Below are 18,105 nucleotides of genomic sequence, written 5' to 3' on the forward strand. Positions count from 1 at the left end.
GTGCGCACATGCCGAAGGGCCGCAGCTGTCATCCTCTGATCATGCTCAAGGTGCTGATCGCCGAGGACATGACGGTCGTACGCGAAGGGCTGGTCTCCGTGCTGGCGCGGGAGCCCGGCATCGAGGTCGTGGCCCAGGCCGCCCGCGGCGACGAGGTCCTCGCCGCCGCGCTGGCCGCCCGGCCCGACGTGGCGGTACTGGATGTGGCCATGCCGGGCCAGGACGGCATCACCACGGCCCGTCAGCTCGCCGAGCGCCTGCCGTCATGCCGCACGCTCATCCTGACCGTGCTCGACCGGCCAGGACATCTGCGGGCAGCCCGGGACGCGGGGGTGTCCGGCTATCTGCTGAAGTCGGCCTCGGCCAGGCAGGTGCTGGCCGCGATCCGCGGGGTGGCAACGGGCGGCGACGCGTACGACCCCGACCTGCTCGCCGAGGAGCGCACGGCCGGCGCCTCCCCGCTCACCCCACGCGAGACCGACATCCTGCGCCTGGCCGCCCTGGGCATGGGGGCAGCCGAGACAGCGGCTGCGCTGTTCCTCTCCGTACGCACCGTCCGCAACCATCTCTCCCTCGCCACGGGCAAACTGCACGCACGCACTCTTGTCGACGCGGTGCGCATCGGGGAGCGGCACGGATGGATATGACATCCGTCCTGAACCCGCGCGGCAAGAAGGCCGCGTCAGGGTTCCCGGTCCGGTCGGAAAGGTGATTCCGGAGGAGAGGGACGGAAGACACCGGCCCTCTCCTCCCGGGCGTCAGTCGCTCAGCGACGCCGGTTGTTCCGCAGGCTCCGGCCCAGGGCGGCACGCGTTCCGAAGATGGCTACGGGATTTCCCTGCATCCTTGGCTGCCGGTCGCATGCGCCGCACCCCTGTCATCCGTGCTTCCGCCCACCCCGACCGGGATCCCGGTGCGTTCGGTCGGCGAAATGGACCGGCGAATCGAGGTAGCGCGTGAGGATCCGGTCTCTTTCCGGTGTGTCCGCCACTCGTCGCAGCCCTGCGACCGTGTCGGCGGGCATCGGCATCTCCATCACGACCGGCCCGTCGTCCGTCGATTCGATCATCACGATCGATTTCAGGAATCCGCCGCGCTGCCTCTTGGTCGTGAGCACGTAGCGGATGTCGGAGGGAGCGAGACGGACGGTGGACAGCTCTGCGATTTTCGCTCCGCTTTCCGGTGGGACCTCATAGAGTTCACCGATCCGTCCGACTCCCTCACCCCCTTCCTCAATCCCTTCCGTGTTCCCGTCACGGCTTCCGAGGAGTCCCCGGCAGAGAATCCCGGCCATGACGGCCAGGACCGCGGCCAGGGCGATGACCCATCCGCTGCCCCACCCGGCCGCTACAGCCGCCACGACGAGTCCGGCGCCGGCGCCGGCGCCCCACATCAACATCACGCCTCGCTCCGGTTTGTGCACGGCCTGTCCGTCCTTCCGTTGTCTGCTGTCGGATTCTTCTGCTGTGGAGATGCTTGGGTGGCTTCAGATCAGCGGAGCTTTCGCCACTTCCAGTTCATCCGCCACCTCGCGACGCGCACCTTCGCGCTCAGCCGCCACATGGCAGCCCTGGTGCCGAACGATGTCCCCTGGCCGATCCTCGCGGCAAGGCCGCCGCCGACGGCCCCGACCCCGCCCGCCAGGGCAAACTGCCCCCAACGCCAGTTCCGCGTACCGGCGTTCGATGCTGCGTACGCTCCCATTCCGGCCGCCGCTCCCACCGCGACGCCGCAGACGACGCTCGCCGCACAGAAGGCCCCTCCCACGAATCCAGCCACTCCTATCCCGGCGGCGGCATAGGTGCGCCAGTTGTTCCTGAAATGCTTGCGCGTTCCTCTCCATGCCTTCTTCGCCTTCTTCTTGGCCCAGCTCCACCACTTGCCATCGAGGTCATAGCGGTTGAGCGGGTCGGCGTGGACATAGTCGTAGGAGTTCGCGCTCCCTCCGTACACCGGGTCCACGGACAAGAACCGCCCGGTGACCGGGTTGTAGAGGCGCACGCCCATCAGGGTCACCCCTGTGAGCGTCTCCGCGGAACGCTGCTTTCCGCCGAGCCAGCCGTAGCGTGCCGGCATCTGGCCGGCCCGCGGATTGCCGTACTCGTCGTTGTCGAGCGCGACGATGTCGTCCCCGTCGGTAAGCGGGAGGGCGAGCATCACATCGCCGTGGACGTTGGTGAGTTGCAGAACGGTGCCACCCGAAGAACCCGTCGTCGCGGCCAGATCACCCGACGCGGACTCGACATTGCGGCTCACCGCGCCACTCGTCCCCGCGGCTGTGTCCTCCTCCGTCCAACGCGGGCTGTCCCCGGCATCGTCGTAGTGGTTGCGCTTTGCGGAACTGCGGATCCACTCGTCGTCGATGCTGGTCTCGACGGTCCAGGAACGGAAGCGGCGCGCAGCGTCCAGCGTCCAGGTCTGGCGCTGGTCGTCCGTGCTCTGGGTGTGGACCAGATCGTTGGCGTAGTAGGCGAAGGACGAGCCCGGCATGGCCGTGGTGCGGCCGAACACGTCGTACGCGTACCCCGTGTCCACGAGCCGGTCGCCGCTGTCATAGGCGTGCGACGTCGTCGTGACCGTGCCCGTGCCCGTGCCCGTGCAGTCGGCGCCCTCCGGCGCGGCGGACGATGTCAGCCGGGTCCGGTTGGTGCGCTTGTCGAAGGTGTAGGCGCGACGCGTGCACACCTCGCCCACCATGTCGTCGACCGACGTCAGCCGGCCCACCTTGTCGTACGCGTACTCCTGCGCCGACCAGCCAGTGTGCGACGTGACCTGCCCGTGGACGGACTCGGAGACCGTGTCCGAGGCCACCAGCACACCGTCACTGTCCCGCGTGTAGGTGCGGCCCACCGTGGTGCCGGTGGTGTCCTGGTCGACGGTGAGGGTATAACCGCCGGGCAGCCGCTCGGTGGCTACCCCGCCGTCCGCGTCGTACGCGGTCGTGAAGGCGCCCGCCACCGAGTCCACCGTCTTCGTGGCCAGGCCGCGGGGCTCGGCGCTGTGGTCGTAGGTGTACGTCACCGTCGAGGGGACGGAGTCCGCGACCTTCGTCCGGCGACCCAGCAGGTCGTACTCGGTGGTGGTCACCCCACCGTCCGCGTCCGTGTAGGACACCTCACGGCCCAGCTCGTCGAACGCCTTGGTGATCGTGCCGCCGGTCGTGGAGACCGTGCGGACTGCCTGACCGGTTTTCGGGTCGTACTCGGTCGTGGCGTCAGGCACCGCCGCCCCGACACCGCCCGTCGTCACCGTCCTGAGGGCACGCCCGGCGTCGTCGTACGTGGTCGTCGTGGTGCGGGTGACGCCGTTCGCCGTCTCGGTCACCTTGGCCGGCGTCCCGTGCCGGCCGTACTCGGTGGTCGTCACCGGGAGACCGCTCGGGTTGCTTCCGCCTCCCGTGATGGTGCCACCGGGTCCGGTCGAGCACAGCAGGTCTGCCCACTCCGGGTGCCCGGCGCAGGCGCCGGTGCCGGTGGCCGTCCAGTAGGCGGTGACGCGAGTGGCCGCGTCGGTGCCGGTGGCGCCGGGCAGCAGCTCCTTGGTGACACGGCCCTGGGCGTCGTACTCCTTGCTGGTGGTCAGGGCGAGGCCGGTCGGATCGCTGATCGTCTTCGTCGGCAGGCCCTTGACCCAGTCGTAGGTCGTCTGTGTCACCCGCTGCTCGGCGTGGGTCGCCGGGAAGTCCAGGAGCTGGGCTCCGGTGACGACCTTGGTGATCTGGTTCTCCACCGTCGCGGTTCCGTCGGTGGGACGGCCCTCGTCGTAGGTGTTCTTCGTCCAGGTGCGGGCCACCACCGACTCACCTGCCGGAAGCGTGGTCGAACCGGAGGTGACGGACGTGGTCAGGTCGACGCGGCGGGCCGGGCCGAACTCCTCCAGTTCCTTGATGCCCTTGTCGTCGTAGACGGTGCGCGTGGCGAGCAGTTCGGCGCGCGCCGCCGAAGACAGTCCGTCAAGGCCGAGATCGGCCAGGCTGCCCTTCGCCGCCGCCGTCCTGCCCACGGCGATCTCCCGGTTGCGGGCGGTCAGCTCGCGCACGGTGTTGCCGTACTGGTCGTAGTCGGTGGTGGACAGATGCCCGCCGGGCTGCGCGGTGTCGACCTGGCGGCCGGAGGCATCGGTGTAGGTGATGGTGGCGCGCCCGTAGTCGCCGGAGTCCAGCGCTCCGCCGGCGTGGGAGGGGGGAACGGCATCTGCGGGAAAGACCGCGGTCGCGTCGGTCGGCGCCGCGTTCTGTCCCCAGGCCGCGGTGTCCGACGAGCCCATCGCGTACGGCGCCCTGGTGCCGGTCAACGGCACGTCGTACACGATGCTCGTGGTGGCCGTACCCTCCGGCGTCGCGGTCGTGCCCTGCTTCAGGGCCGCACGCGACACGTTCAGGAGCATCCCGTCGCCGGCGGTCGCCGCATTGCCGGCCTTGCCGTACGTCATGGTCCAGGGCAGCTCACCCGGCGGCGTCACCTGGGTGATGCGACCCGCGCCGTCGTACACGTACTCCGTCTTCAGAGCGGGCGAGATCTGCGGGTGCCAGGCCTGCCGCAGCCGGCCCGCGCTGTCGTAGCCGAACATCTGGACGGCCTTCGCGGTGGCCTCCGACCCGCCCGGCGTCGTGGCCCAGAGACGGATCTCGCGGAGCTGGTCCTTGAAGTCGCCCGGTGTGCTCCCCGTGGCCGTCGTGGACGTCGCGTAAACAAACTCCAGTGAGCGACACCCCTTGGTGGACGGCGTCGCCGTGCAGGTGCTTGCGGACGCGGCCGTGGTCGGCGCGATGATCCGGGCGGGGCGGACGAGCTTGTCCGTTCCCACGGTCAGCGTCTCGGAGACCACGGTGGTGGTCGAGTTGGTGAGCCCGTCCATGGCGGAGGAGGCGACCTGCCAGGTGGTGGCGCCCGACGGCTTGGTGAAGACCGTGGTCATGCCTTCCGTGTCCTTCACTGTGAAGGAGCCGGTGAGCGAACCCGTCAAGGTGTAATCGTCGGCCCCCGGCTCCGGCTTCCAGCCGCCGTTGCTGAGCTTGGTGAAGCCCAGCTCCTCGCCGTCGGCATCCACCAGGGCAACCGAGGTCGCGGTCGACTGCTTGAGGTACGACCAGTCCGACTCGGTCAGCTCGGCGACCGTGCCCGCGCTCCACTCCTTGCCGTAGATCGGGAACTGGCCGCTCTGTGCGACGCCGGCGTCGGGCTTGCGCGAGGAGGCGGTGCGCGTGACCGACAGGTCGAAGGCCGAGGCGTCGGTCTCGGAAAGTGTGAAGTCACCGGTCAGCAGATTTACCGTGCCGGGACCTGTCGACTCGCTGGGCGCGGTGCCCGCGTTGCGGTCGACCGTCACGGTCGCCACCGGGGAGTAGCGGGTCACCGAGCCGTCCGTGAAGGCCGCCCGGATGTCGACCGGGCCGTCCTCGGCGAGGCTGTCGGTGATGTTCCACGTCAGTTTCGGCGACACACCGGCGCTGGTGGCGAGAGGCCAGGCGGTCACCTTCGATCCGTCGGCGTCCTTGGTGACGGCGGCGAACGGGGCGTTCGCCCAGGCGTCGGTCTCCCCACGCCGGTACTGGTAAGTGACACCGGAGTAGGTGGGCTTGCCCTTCGCGCCGAGGCTCAGCCGCCGGGCCGGACGGTCGCCGTCACGGGGCGTCAGCAGGGCCGCGCCGTCGCCGATGCCGAACTCGTACGCGGTGGTGGCGTTGGACAGATTGCCGCCCGAGTCGATCGTCCGCGCGTACAGGGTGTGCCAGCCGTCGCCCGGCTTGAGGGTGACCGTCAGCGGGATGCCGCCGCTGCCCTTGGCCGTGTCGTCGATCCGTTTCGGGGTGGCCGGGTCGTTCAGGCCGTACAGGGACCCCTGGCCGTCGGTGGAGGTGGTGGAGAAGGTGCACTGGGCACCGTCGGCGTTCGTCTCCGTCCAGGTGTCCTTGGTGTACGGGACACAACTGACGCCGGGCGCGGCGGGCTTCGCCGTGTTCAGCACGAAGACGGTGTAGCCGGTCCATGCCCCGTACAGCGAGCCGTCATGGCCCCGCACCCGGTAGCGCAAGTGCGAGCCGGACGGGAAGGCGTTCGCCGCCGGGATCGTGATCTTCGCGGTCCCGCCGGAGGCGACACCGGCACTCGTGGCGGTGTACGCGTATCCGGCCCCGTCGGTGTACTGGGGGTCCGGGGTGATCTCGAACTGCGCCTTGACCGTGTCGCCGTCCGCGTCGGTCACCTTGGCAGAGAGCTGCGGGGTGAGGGAAGTGACGTACCGCTTGCCGTTGTAGGCGTTCACCTGCGACGGCGCGACAGCCACCGATGTCGGCTTCGCGGGGTACGAGTTGTACTTCACAGTGAGATGCGGCTCCACCGCGTTGTCCCCGGCGGCGTACTTCGACGAGCGGTACCGGCGCCAGGTGGTGGAATCCGTCTCCGTGACGCCACGCACCTGCACGCCGTAGTTGGCGGCCCCGTCCGCCCACGCCTGCACAATGCCCGCGACGTTGAAGTTGACGGTGCCGGCCGGGCAGGCCGACGAGAATCCGAGCGCCTTGGTACTGGTGACCGCGCCGGTCGCGGTGGTGGACGGCTGAGCTCCCCACGTCAGTCCGGAATTCGTCCACGACGAGGTGACCCGGCGTATCTGCGTACCGGAGCCGCTGGTCGCGCAGGTCGCGGACCAGTACGAGTACAGCGACAGGTTCGCCGAGAGGATCTTCTGCCCACCGAACTTGGCGACGTCGAACTTCAGATATGACCGCGCCTTGGTCGAGCCCGCGTCGTACGTACCGGACTTCAGTTCCTTGGACGACGACTGCGAGTCGGGATAGTTGGTCGCTACCCAGGTGTCGGTGGACGCCGCCAGTGTCGAGGTCGGGTCGACGGTTACGGGGTAGGTGAGCCCGGACGTCCGGAAGTACTCCGGGTCGGGCTTGAGCACCAGCGTCTGCGCGCCGTCCTTCGCCGTTTCGATGCTGGTGTCCACCTGGGCGAGATGCCGAGACTCGCCGGACGCGGGATCGATGGCCGAATCCCACATCACGGGCGCCGGCGCCTCGGCGGTCAGCTTCCCCGCCCCGTCCTTGAGCAGCAGCCTTCCGGTCTCGTCGTCCCGGAACAGCACAAGTCCCTTCAACCGCAGCGGAATGCGGTAGACGGGTGGCTGGGCCGGTGCCTCGTCGAGAACAACGTTCTGCTCGAACCCGTCGGCCAGCGCCCGCACCGTAAGGGTCTGGCTGCCACCCAGGTCGTAGGAGGCGGTGTCACCGTCGACCTCGGCCTTGGGCAGCGCCTCCTGCCAGCCCATACCGAACGACTTCGCGCCGCGCTCGACGGAGGCCAGCAAGCCGGGCTCGGCGCCTCCTCCGCCGGACACCGTGATGTCGGCGAGTGCCGTTCGCGGTTCGTAGTCCCGACCGACCCGCTCCAGTCCGGTGTCGATGTCAGCCCACACGCCATTGCTCTCGCGCGTGCGGACCGGCGCCTGGAACAAGTCGGCCGACAGGCTCCCGTCCGGCTCCGCGTACGTGGTCGAGGTCTCGGTCCGCTCGGACAGGACCTCCACGCGGTTGCCCGAGAGCCGGGCCGCGACCCGCGCCGCGTTCACGTCGGCGGCCTCGGTGACCTTCTTGGCAGGTGCAGGGGCGTCGCGGAGCGCCACCGCCTCCCTTCCGGCGGGCAGGCTGAGGGCCTCGCCGGTGGTGGCCACGGTGACCGCCACCTCCGCGACCAGCAGGCCGGCCAGCACCAGGGCGATCCGGGGCAGGGCCCGTCTCTTTCTGCCCGTACAAGGGCCTCGTCTCGTGTTCCACAGACTTTTCACAGGGCGTGACTCCCTCGTTCGACGATCACATCGCCGACGAGTCAAATGTCCGCGTCATGGCTTGTGAAGTGACCACGTCACGAATACGGCCTCACGTCGGGATCACCACAGACCACGACCACCCGGCCCGACCCGGCGTCAACCACTACGGCGCGCAGGCCCGTTGGCGATCGGTCCCGGGATACGTGCGACAGGCGCGTATCCCGCCATCGGCAGCCACCGCGGACCGAGCCCCGGAACAGCACTCGGCGGCACAGCCATGCACCGCGCCCGCCCCTCAGACCAGGGGGATCCGCCTCGTGCGCCTTGAGTTCCCGGCGTCGGTCACAGACCGGCGTACAACCCTCCGCACCCCTCCCACGTCTTGGAAGTCGATGTTCCGTTTCCGTCCCCCTTCCCCGCGCCACGCCCTCACCGCCGGCAGCACGCTTGTTCTCCTGGTCGGCGGAACCATTGCGCTGCTCGCTATGGACCTGGTCACGCTCCCCTTGAGTCGCCGGTCGGCCGTGACCGCCCTGATCCTGTTGATCCTCCTGCCCGCCGTACTCCTCGGGCAGTACGCTCCCCCGCCATACCGTCTGCGCTACCGGTCCCGCTGGCTGCTCCTGATCATCCAGGCGGCGCTCACCTACGGACCGGTACTGCTGCTCGAACTGCCCTGGCTGAGCCTGTTGGGATTCCTGGCCGGAGCCGTCCTGCTGACCGTTCCGCGCCCCGCCTCCCTGATCGTCGCCGCGGCGGTCTGTGCCAGCGGTCCGCTCCTGGTCAACAGCCTCGATTTCGACAACCGCAGCGGGCTGGGCGTTCTGCTCGCCACCCTGATCACCGCAGGCAGCGTCTACGGCATCGCCCATCTCTCCCTGTTCGTCGCCCGGCTGCATGCCGCCCAGAACCACGCCGCCCGCGCCGCCGTACAGACGGAACGCGACCGAGTCGCCCGCGACCTGCACGACGTCCTCGGTTCGGCACTCACCCTGATCGCGACGCGCGCCTCCCTGGGCATGGAGGACGACGAGCCCGCCGACGCCCTCGACGAGATCGCCCGGATCGCCCGGCGCACCCTCGCCGAGCTCCGAGCCGTCTCCCGCGACAACGTCGCCCTGTCACTCGCCGCGGAGCTCGCCCAGGCGGTCCACGTCCTCGCCACCGCCGGGATCACCGTGCGCAGCGACATGGCGCCGATCACCCCCGTCGAACTGCCCCGGGCCGTCGACCACTGTCTCGCCGTGGTCGCGCGGGAGGCCGTCGCCAATGTCCTGCGCCACTCCAGTGCGACCCACTGCTCGATCTCCCTCAGGATCGTCCACATGACACCCACCGACCGGTCCGTCGAACTCTCGGTGGGCAACGACGCCCCCGGCCCCACGGATACGACCGCTCCCGGCACCGGCCTCAGCAACCTCGCCGACCGCGCCGCCGCACTCGGCGGAACGCTGACTGCCGAGCGACCGTCACCGGGGCACTTCCACCTCCTGGTCCGGCTGCCACTGCCGAGCAATAGCCGGACCACATGAAACGCCCCGGGATCCCGCACCCCAACGAGACCCCCTCGACCGGCTCGGAGTCTGTGCGACGTCGTCACATGCCGAAGGGCCCCGGCCCACCGCGTGTGCGGCGGGCCGGGGCCCTTCTTGGTGCTCTGTGCGGAGCAACCAGGTCAGACAGTCAGGTGATTACTTGACGATCTTGGTGACCTGGCCGGCGCCCACGGTCCGGCCACCCTCACGGATGGCGAACTTCAGGCCCTCTTCCATGGCGACCGGCTGGATCAGCGAGACGTTCATGACGGTGTTGTCGCCCGGCATGACCATCTCGGTGCCCTCGGGAAGGGTCACCACGCCCGTCACGTCCGTGGTACGGAAGTAGAACTGCGGGCGGTAGTTGTTGAAGAACGGGGTGTGACGGCCACCCTCGTCCTTCGACAGGATGTAGGCCTGGGCCTCGAACTCGGTGTGCGGCGTGACCGAACCGGGCTTGATGATGACCTGGCCGCGCTCGACGTCCTCGCGCTTGATGCCGCGGAGGAGCAGACCGACGTTCTCACCGGCCTGGCCCTCGTCGAGCAGCTTGCGGAACATCTCGATGCCGGTGACCGTGGTGGTGGTCTTCTCGGTCTTGATACCGACGATGTCGACGGTCTCGTTGACCTTGAGGATGCCACGCTCGATACGACCGGTGACGACGGTGCCACGACCGGTGATCGTGAAGACGTCCTCGATCGGCATCAGGAACGGCTTGTCGACGTCACGCTCGGGCTGCGGGATCGACTCGTCCACGGCCGCCATCAGGTCGAGGACGGTCTGGCCCCACTCCTTGTCGCCCTCAAGGGCCTTGAGCGCCGAGACCTTGACGACCGGAAGGTCGTCGCCCGGGAACTCGTACTCGGAGAGGAGCTCACGGACCTCGAGCTCGACGAGCTCCAGGATCTCCTCGTCGTCCACCATGTCGGCCTTGTTCAGGGCGACGACGATGTACGGAACACCGACCTGGCGGGCCAGGAGCACGTGCTCCTTGGTCTGCGGCATCGGGCCGTCGGTGGCGGCGACCACGAGGATGGCGCCGTCCATCTGCGCGGCACCGGTGATCATGTTCTTGATGTAGTCCGCGTGACCCGGGCAGTCGACGTGCGCGTAGTGACGCGACTCCGTCTGGTACTCGACGTGCGCGATCGAGATCGTGATACCGCGCTGGCGCTCCTCGGGAGCCTTGTCGATCTGGTCGAAGGCCGAGGCCTCGTTCAGGTCCGGGTACGCGTCGTGCAGCACCTTGGTAATGGCGGCCGTGAGGGTCGTCTTACCGTGGTCGATGTGACCGATGGTGCCGATGTTGACGTGCGGCTTAGTCCGCTCGAACTTCGCCTTCGCCACTGGGTCCTCCTGTGGAGTGGTTCTGTACGCCTTGCTTCATCGGCGCCAGGTGATCTTTGCTGGGATGCCGGGGCCGGGGGCATTCACCGCATTGCTTGCGCTCTGCGGCGAATGCCCCACCAGGCTCCGGTGACAAGCCTAAAGCGTGAGCTCGGGAGAGTTACTCGCCCTTGGCCTTCGCGATGATCTCCTCGGCGACGTTCCGCGGAACCTCGGCGTAGGAGTCGAACTGCATCGAGTAGCTTGCGCGACCCGAGGTCTTGCTGCGGAGATCTCCGACGTAGCCGAACATCTCCGAGAGGGGCACGAGGCCCTTCACGACGCGAGCGCCGCTGCGCTCCTCCATGGCCTGGATCTGGCCACGGCGGGAGTTGATGTCACCGATGACATCGCCCATGTAGTCCTCGGGCGTGGTGACCTCGATGGCCATCATCGGCTCCAGGAGCACGGGGGACGCCTTGCGGGCACCCTCCTTGAACGCCTGCGATCCGGCGATCTTGAACGCCAGCTCGGAGGAGTCGACCTCGTGGTAGCCACCGTCGAGAAGGGTGACGCGAACGCCCGTCATCTCGTAGCCGGCCAGGATGCCGAACTGCATGGCCTCCTGCGCACCCGCGTCCACCGAGGGGATGTACTCCTTGGGGATGCGGCCACCGGTGACCTTGTTGACGAACTCGTACGTCGACTCGCCGCCCTCGATGGGCTCGATCGCGATCTGCACCTTGGCGAACTGACCGGTACCACCGGTCTGCTTCTTGTGGGTGTAGTCGATGCGCTCGACGGCCTTGCGGATCGTCTCGCGGTACGCGACCTGGGGCTTGCCGACATTGGCCTCGACGCGGAACTCGCGCTTCATCCGGTCGACGAGCACCTCAAGGTGAAGCTCGCCCATACCACCGATGATGGTCTGGCCGGTCTCCTCGTCCGAGTGCACCTGGAAGGAGGGGTCCTCCTCCGAGAGACGCTGGATGGCGACACCCAGCTTCTCCTGGTCACCCTTGGACTTGGGCTCGATGGCGACCTGGATGACCGGAGCCGGGAAGTCCATGGACTCCAGGATCACCGGGGCCTTGTCGTCACACAGCGTCTCACCGGTGGTGGTCTGCTTCAGACCCATCACGGCGATGATGTCGCCGGCGCCCACCGAGTCGATCTCCTCACGCTTGTTCGCGTGCATGCGGTAGATCTTGCCGATGCGCTCCTTCTTGCCCTTGACCGAGTTCAGCACCGCGGTGCCGGACTCCAGGCGGCCCGAGTAGACCCGGACGAAGGTGAGCTTGCCGAGGTGCGGGTCGCTCATGATCTTGAAGGCGAGGGCCGCGAGCGGCTCCTCGTCCGACGGCTTGCGCTTGACGACCTCCTCCGGGTCCTTGACGCTGTGGCCCTCGATGGCCTCGACGTCCAGGGGGGAGGGGAGGTAGCGCACGACGGCGTCGAGCAGGGGCTGAACACCCTTGTTCTTGAACGCGGTGCCGCAGAACACGGGGGTGACGGTGGTCTCGCCGCCCTTGCCCGAGTTGATGGTGATACGACGGATCCCGTCGTAGAGCTGCTCCACGGTGGGCTCCACGCCCTCCAGGTACAGCTCCATCAGCTTGTCGTCGTTCTCCGCGACGCCTTCCAGGAGCTTGCCACGCCATTCCTCGGCAGCCTCGGCCAGCTCGGCCGGGATGTCGAGGATGTCGTAGGCCTCACCCTTGGTGGCTTCGGCGGAGTAGACGAACGCCTTCATCGTCACGAGGTCGACGACACCCGTGAAGTCCGCCTCGGCACCGATGGGGAGCTGCATCACGATCGGGGTCGCGCCGAGGCGGTCCGTGATCATGGTGACGCAGCGGAAGAAGTCCGCACCGGTGCGGTCGAGCTTGTTGACGAAGCAGATGCGCGGCACGCCGTAGCGGTCCGCCTGACGCCAGACGGTCTCGGACTGCGGCTCGACGCCCGCCACACCGTCGAACACGGTGACGGCGCCGTCGAGGACGCGGAGCGAACGCTCCACCTCGACGGTGAAGTCGACGTGCCCGGGGGTGTCGATGATGTTGATGGTGTGGTCAACATCATTGAGCGGCCAGTGACAGGTCGTCGCGGCGGACGTGATCGTGATGCCGCGCTCCTGCTCCTGCTCCATCCAGTCCATCGTGGCAGCGCCGTCGTGGACTTCACCGATCTTGTACGAGACGCCGGTGTAGAACAGGATCCGCTCAGTGGTGGTCGTCTTGCCCGCGTCGATGTGGGCCATGATCCCAATGTTGCGGACCTTGGCCAGGTCAAGCGAAGTGGTGGCCATAAGGCTCAATCTTCTCTCGGTCTCGATGTGGGTAGCGACTACCAGCGGTAGTGCGCGAAGGCCTTGTTGGACTCGGCCATCTTGTGAGTGTCCTCGCGCTTCTTGACGGCAGCGCCAAGACCGTTGGAGGCGTCGAGCAGCTCGTTCATGAGGCGCTCGGTCATGGTCTTCTCGCGGCGGGCGCGGGAGTAACCCACGAGCCAGCGCAGCGCGAGGGTGGAGGCGCGACCGGGCTTGACCTCGATCGGCACCTGGTAGGTGGCGCCACCGACACGGCGGGACTTGACCTCAAGCGAGGGCTTGACGTTCTCAAGCGCGCGCTTCAGCGTGATGACCGGGTCGTTGCCGGTCTTCTCGCGGAGGCCTTCCATGGCGCCGTACACGATCCGCTCGGCAGTGGAACGCTTGCCGTTGAGCAGGATCTTGTTGATCAGCGAGGTGACAAGAGGAGAACCGTAGACCGGGTCGATGATGACCGGGCGCTTCGGGGCGGGGCCCTTACGAGGCATTCTTACTTCTCCTTCTTGGCGCCGTAGCGGCTGCGGGCCTGCTTGCGGTTCTTGACACCCTGGGTGTCAAGGGAGCCGCGGATGATCTTGTAACGAACACCCGGCAGGTCCTTCACACGGCCACCACGCACGAGCACGATGGAGTGCTCCTGCAGGTTGTGTCCCTCACCCGGGATGTAGGCCGTGACCTCGATACCGGAGGTCAGACGCACACGCGCGACCTTACGGAGTGCCGAGTTCGGCTTCTTCGGGGTGGTCGTGAACACACGCGTGCAGACGCCGCGGCGCTGGGGCGAACCCTCAAGTGCGGGCGTCTTGTTCTTCTCGACCTTGTCCTGCCGGCCCTTTCGGACCAGCTGCTGGATCGTAGGCACTACTTCTCCGGTTTCTGTGTGCCGTTCGTGAAACTAACCTGGAACGTCACCGACCCACGCGGTCGGGTGTGTCGAATACTGCAAGTCCCTGCCGCAAGGCAGAAGGGAGCGCAGATTGCGGTGGCTACTGACGGACTCGCCATGCGGTTGAAGACACGCACAGGAGCCCAGGCACACCCCAGGCACAAGGTCTGAGCGTACCTACCTCGTCGACTCCGGTCAAAACAAATCCTGTCCACCGGGACACGCCGGGTTCCGCAGCTCACGGCCGACGGGATTGAGACAGCCCGCCGCGGAGGCACGGCAGGAAAACGACCTTGGCGGTCCGGCCATACGCGTTATCAGTACATTGAACCGCGCGGCGGACGATCGGGGGACGGGATGGCGGCGTACATACCCGATGGCGACGGACTCGACGACCGGGTACCCTTCCTGGCTCGCCTGGAGCGGGAGGACCGGCTGTCCCTGCTCGGACTGGGCCGTGAACTCAGTTTCGCCTCCCGGACTCCACTGCTCAGGCAGGACGAGCCGTCGGCGTACATCCTGTTGATCGTCAACGGATGGACGAAGGTCACCACATCCGCGCCGAACGGCTACGAGGCGCTGCACGCCCTGCGCGGCCCCGGCGACATCGTGGGCGAGTCGGCCGCGCTGACCGGCAGGCCGCGGTCGGCAACGGTGACGGCGCTCTCCCCCGTGCGGGCCGTGGTCGTGACGCACGAGAAGTTCCGCGCGTTCGTGACCGGCTCCGCCAAGGTCTCCCTCACGCTCCTGGCGCTGACCGCCGACCGGACGCGCGCCGCGGACCGGCGCAGCCTGGAGTTCGCAGCAATGACCGTACGGGAGCGCTTCGCCGTTCTGCTGCTGGACCTGGCGCACACCCACGGCGGCCGTACCCGTGACGGCATCGAACTCGACATACCCCTCAGCAAACAGGAGCTGGCCGGGGCGGTCGGGGCATCCAGGGAAATGGTCCAGAGGCTGCTGAAGGACCTGCGCGAGCGGGGCATCGTCCTGACGGGCCGGCGCGCGATGGTGATCGTGCGGCCGGACGCGCTCCGCAGGATCGCCCGGGCACAGGACTCCGTCCGACCGGTCGCCCATCACGAGGCCCCACAGACTCCGTAGAGCAGGCCCGCGCGCTCCCTGGAGGGAATGCGGCCACGCATGACTCTGTGCACGCGGTCACACTGCGAGTGAGTCATCCGTCCTCACCACCACAGCCCCATCGGCCCCACGCTCGTGTCTTCCCCACGAAGGCCCGAGCGAGAGGCACCTCATGCACGATCCCGTGAACAGCACGATCCTGCTGCTCGACATCGAGAAGTACAGCGAGCGGGACGATGTCGAGCAGGCGTATCTGCGCCGCATGCTCTACGACCTCAGCGACCGGGCGCTGCTGGCAGCCGGAATCGACGAGACCCGCCGCAGGCGGGCGGACCGCGGTGACTCCGTGATGGAGCTGATCGACGCCAACTGCTCGGTGATCGCCCTGCTGCGAGCGCTGCTGAGCGAGGTACCGGCCGAGCTGCGCAGCCAGAACCGGCGTGCCTCCACCTCGGCTCAGATGCGGCTGCGTGGAGTGGTCGCCTCGGGGTACGTCGCCGTGGACCGGCTCGACGGATGGGTCGGCAGCGATCTCAACCACGCGTGCCGACTGCTGGACGCGGAGTTACTGAAGAGCGCGCTGCGCGAGCGCCCGGACGACTTCGCCCTGTGTGTGTCCGATCCGGTCTACCGGGGGATCGTGCGGCACAGCCACACGGGTGTACCGGCCGAGGAGTTCCACTCCGTCACGGTGGAGAGCAAGAACGGCCCACTCGACGCATGGCTGCACGGTCCGATACCGCGTGAGCACCCGCGCCCCGCGAACGGGCATACGGGTGCCCCGTCGGCCTCCAGCCCTGACCCGCACGCCCCGCAGGCGCCGGCCCAGGCCTTCGACTTCGGCGGCGCCGCGGTCACCGGGGGCGTCTTCGGCGGAACCAATCACGGCATCGGCGGCGGCACCTTCTCCGGGGACATCCACCTCGGTGGCAGCGGCCGGGAGGACCGCCGGTGAGCGCGGCGGAACAGCCACACGGCCCCCAGCCCCCGGCAGGGGGCGACCAGGCACCGGCAGGCGGCGACCAGATCCCCGAGGCGCAGGACAGCCGTCAGGCCGACGGGGAGGCGGCCGAGGAGACCGACCAGCCGCAGCCCGCCTGGGCGGCCCTGCGGGATCTGGAGAACCACACCCCTCGGACCATGGGATTCGGCGACAGCGCCCGGGTCGACGGGGGCGTCTTCGGCGGGACCAACCACGGCATCGGTGGCGGCACCTTCTACGGGAACGTCCTGCTCGACAAGACCGAGATCATCTACCAGTTCGGCACGCCCTCCGCACTCCACGCCTCGGGCGAGATCGCGCGGTCCACCCTGGAGGAGCTGTCCGCCTGTTTCGTACCCGCAGCCATCGACTTCGAGGCATTGGCCGACCGGCTGCGCGAGGAGCACGTCCTGGTGCTCTCGGGCCCGTACTTCGCGGGCCGGCGAACCGCCGCGCTGATGCTGCTGCACCGGGTCGGCGCCCATCCGGTCCGTGCGATCGGCCGGGACACCACCCCCGAACAGCTCACGGCCGGTCTCGGCGGCGGCGAGACACGGGACGGCCGAACCGGACATGTCCTCTGCGATCTGATCACCGAGCCCGGCCGGCCGCTGCGCGAGGCGGACCTGCTGGCCGCCCGCCAGGAACTGGGCAAGGACGCGTATCTGGTGATCACCGTGGGGCCTACGGCCCTGCTGGAGGACGTACCGGTGGTCAGCTGGCAGGCTCCCCCGTCGCGTGACGTCCTCACCGCGCACCTGGGCGTGCTGGTGGGCGAGGACAACGTGGCGGAGCTGCTGTCCCTGCCTGAGGTGGCCGCGTTCCTCGAACACAGCCATCAGCCGCGCGAGGCCGCCGAGTTCGCCCGGCTCCTGGCGAAGTACGCGGCCGGTGAGGCCGACGCCGCACATCTGGAGGAATTCTCCCTGGTCACGCTGGAGAACCAGGTCCAGGAGTGGTTCGAGGACGACGGGACCGTACTGCACCTGCGGGACAAAGCGTTCCTCGTCGCCCTGGCCGCCTTCGACGAGGGCCCGTACGCCCTCACGGCGGAACTGAGCGATCTGCTCTACGCCTTCCTCCAGGAGACCGAGAACGGTATGCGGTTCCCCGCCGTCCCCGTCTTCGGCACACATATCGGCAAGCGGCTCCAGTTGGCCCGCGCCCGTCGGTTCGAGGCCGAGGAGCCCACCGAGTGGGGCCCGGTCCGGCAGGTGAAGGCCGCCTACCAGGACGAGCGGGCCTCGCTCGTCCTGCTGCGCGAGGTGTGGACCGGGCACCCCTCGGCGCGGCCCGCGCTCGTGCGCTGGCTGCAACGACTGGCAGGGGACGGGCGGCCGTTCGTCCGCACCCGCGCCGCCTCCACCGTCGCTGTCCTCGCTTACACCGACCTGCCGTCCGCCATGGCACTGGTCATCGAGCCGTGGGCTTCCTCCCACCTCTACCGACACCGCCTCGTCGCCGTCAACGCGCTCACACTCACCCACTTCCTGGGCACTCCCAACGTGCCGCGCATCCTTGACGCCTGGTGCGAGAGCGACGAGCCACCGCTGCGCTGGGTGGCCATCCGCGCCCACGGATTGATGGGTCCGAAGCGCCCTTCCGAGACCCTGGCGGCGTTGCGTGCGGCGGCCCGGCTCCAAGCCGGACGGCAGGAACCCGATGAGGACCTGTCCGGACAGCTGGCCGAGTCCGTGGAGCTGTTACTGCTGTCACCGGCGGGCGACGACGTGCTCGCCGGGCTGGTCAAAACGCTGCACGACGACCGTCCGGCGACCGAACTCGCGCTCGGCGGCTTCATCAGCGCCTGCCGTCGGACCGAGCAGGACGATCGCCACACGCAGCCGCGCGTACTGTCCTGGTACGCACGGGCCTCGGCCGCGCGGACGCCCGCCGCCACCGGCATCGTCACGCTGTGGCGCACTGCTCTGGGGAGCCGCGGCCACACCCGGGAAGCCCTGGACGTATTGCGCCTCTGGGTGCTGTCGGCGGACCACGACTCCGGCACGGAGTGGGCTCTCGCCGCGCTGCTGCCCTCGCTCGTCACCACGCCGTCGGAGTACCAGCGGCTCAGCCACCTCCTGCGGACCATGCCCGGCGAGGACGGCAGCGGTCCCCCACCCGTGGCGGCACGGCTGCTGGTCGTCCTGCCACATCCCTGACCTGAACGCATTCGTCCACAGCGACA

At 68.5% G+C, this 18,105-nt stretch carries 11 protein-coding genes; 5 read left to right on the forward strand and 6 right to left on the reverse strand.

Translation table 11 applies throughout. From position 1 onward, the window contains the following. Positions 1-41: 41 nt before the first annotated feature. Positions 42-647, forward strand: coding sequence for a response regulator (locus ACFVUT_RS18770; protein WP_389656025.1), 606 nt, complete (start codon positions 42-44; stop codon positions 645-647). A gap of 230 nt (positions 648-877) precedes the next feature. On the opposite strand, the gene ACFVUT_RS18775 is transcribed toward ACFVUT_RS18770, so the two are convergent. Both ACFVUT_RS18775 and ACFVUT_RS18780 read right to left on the reverse strand, forming a co-directional pair. Next, on the reverse strand, positions 878-1,360 hold the full coding sequence (locus tag ACFVUT_RS18775) for a hypothetical protein (protein ID WP_389656027.1): 483 nt from the start codon (positions 1,358-1,360) through the stop codon (positions 878-880). Between the two features lie 131 nt (positions 1,361-1,491). Continuing rightward, positions 1,492-7,716, reverse strand: a complete 6,225-nt coding sequence (locus ACFVUT_RS18780; RefSeq protein WP_389671007.1) for a DNRLRE domain-containing protein — start codon at positions 7,714-7,716, stop codon at positions 1,492-1,494. A gap of 449 nt (positions 7,717-8,165) precedes the next feature. Here ACFVUT_RS18780 and ACFVUT_RS18785 point away from each other — a divergent pair, with 449 nt between their 5' ends. Then, positions 8,166-9,305 (forward strand): sensor histidine kinase, encoded by a 1,140-nt coding sequence (locus tag ACFVUT_RS18785; protein WP_389656031.1) that lies wholly within the window; start codon positions 8,166-8,168, stop codon positions 9,303-9,305. A 159-nt stretch (positions 9,306-9,464) separates the two neighbouring features. Here ACFVUT_RS18785 and tuf read toward each other — a convergent pair whose 3' ends face one another. From tuf to rpsL, 4 genes are all read right to left on the reverse strand, one after another. Continuing rightward, on the reverse strand, positions 9,465-10,658 hold the full coding sequence (gene tuf / locus ACFVUT_RS18790) for an elongation factor Tu (RefSeq protein ID WP_389656033.1): 1,194 nt from the start codon (positions 10,656-10,658) through the stop codon (positions 9,465-9,467). Between the two features lie 160 nt (positions 10,659-10,818). Then, positions 10,819-12,945, reverse strand: coding sequence for an elongation factor G (gene fusA / locus ACFVUT_RS18795; protein WP_389656035.1), 2,127 nt, complete (start codon positions 12,943-12,945; stop codon positions 10,819-10,821). Between the two features lie 38 nt (positions 12,946-12,983). Then, positions 12,984-13,454: a 30S ribosomal protein S7 gene (rpsG, locus tag ACFVUT_RS18800; RefSeq protein ID WP_093897234.1), complete on the reverse strand. Its 471-nt coding sequence runs from the start codon at positions 13,452-13,454 to the stop codon at positions 12,984-12,986. A gap of 2 nt (positions 13,455-13,456) precedes the next feature. Beyond that, positions 13,457-13,828, reverse strand: coding sequence for a 30S ribosomal protein S12 (gene rpsL, locus ACFVUT_RS18805; RefSeq protein WP_003948652.1), 372 nt, complete (start codon positions 13,826-13,828; stop codon positions 13,457-13,459). A 381-nt stretch (positions 13,829-14,209) separates the two neighbouring features. Between rpsL and ACFVUT_RS18810 the strand changes: the two genes are divergently transcribed. The 3 genes from ACFVUT_RS18810 (at position 14,210) to ACFVUT_RS18820 (ending at position 18,079) form a co-directional block, all read left to right on the forward strand. Further along, the gene (locus tag ACFVUT_RS18810; RefSeq protein WP_389656037.1) at positions 14,210-14,956 is read left to right on the forward strand and encodes a Crp/Fnr family transcriptional regulator; all 747 of its coding nucleotides are present in this window, start codon (positions 14,210-14,212) and stop codon (positions 14,954-14,956) included. Between the two features lie 151 nt (positions 14,957-15,107). Continuing rightward, a complete protein-coding gene (locus ACFVUT_RS18815) occupies positions 15,108-15,890 on the forward strand; it encodes a hypothetical protein (RefSeq protein WP_389656038.1) in 783 nt (260 codons plus the stop codon). Further along, positions 15,887-18,079, forward strand: a complete 2,193-nt coding sequence (locus ACFVUT_RS18820) for a hypothetical protein (RefSeq protein WP_389656041.1) — start codon at positions 15,887-15,889, stop codon at positions 18,077-18,079. Before ACFVUT_RS18815 ends, ACFVUT_RS18820 begins: the two co-directional genes overlap by 4 nt. Positions 18,080-18,105: the final 26 nt, after the last annotated feature.

Origin of the sequence: Streptomyces sp. NPDC058051, from assembly GCF_042885475.1 — a bacterium.
GTDB lineage: Bacteria > Actinomycetota > Actinomycetes > Streptomycetales > Streptomycetaceae > Streptomyces.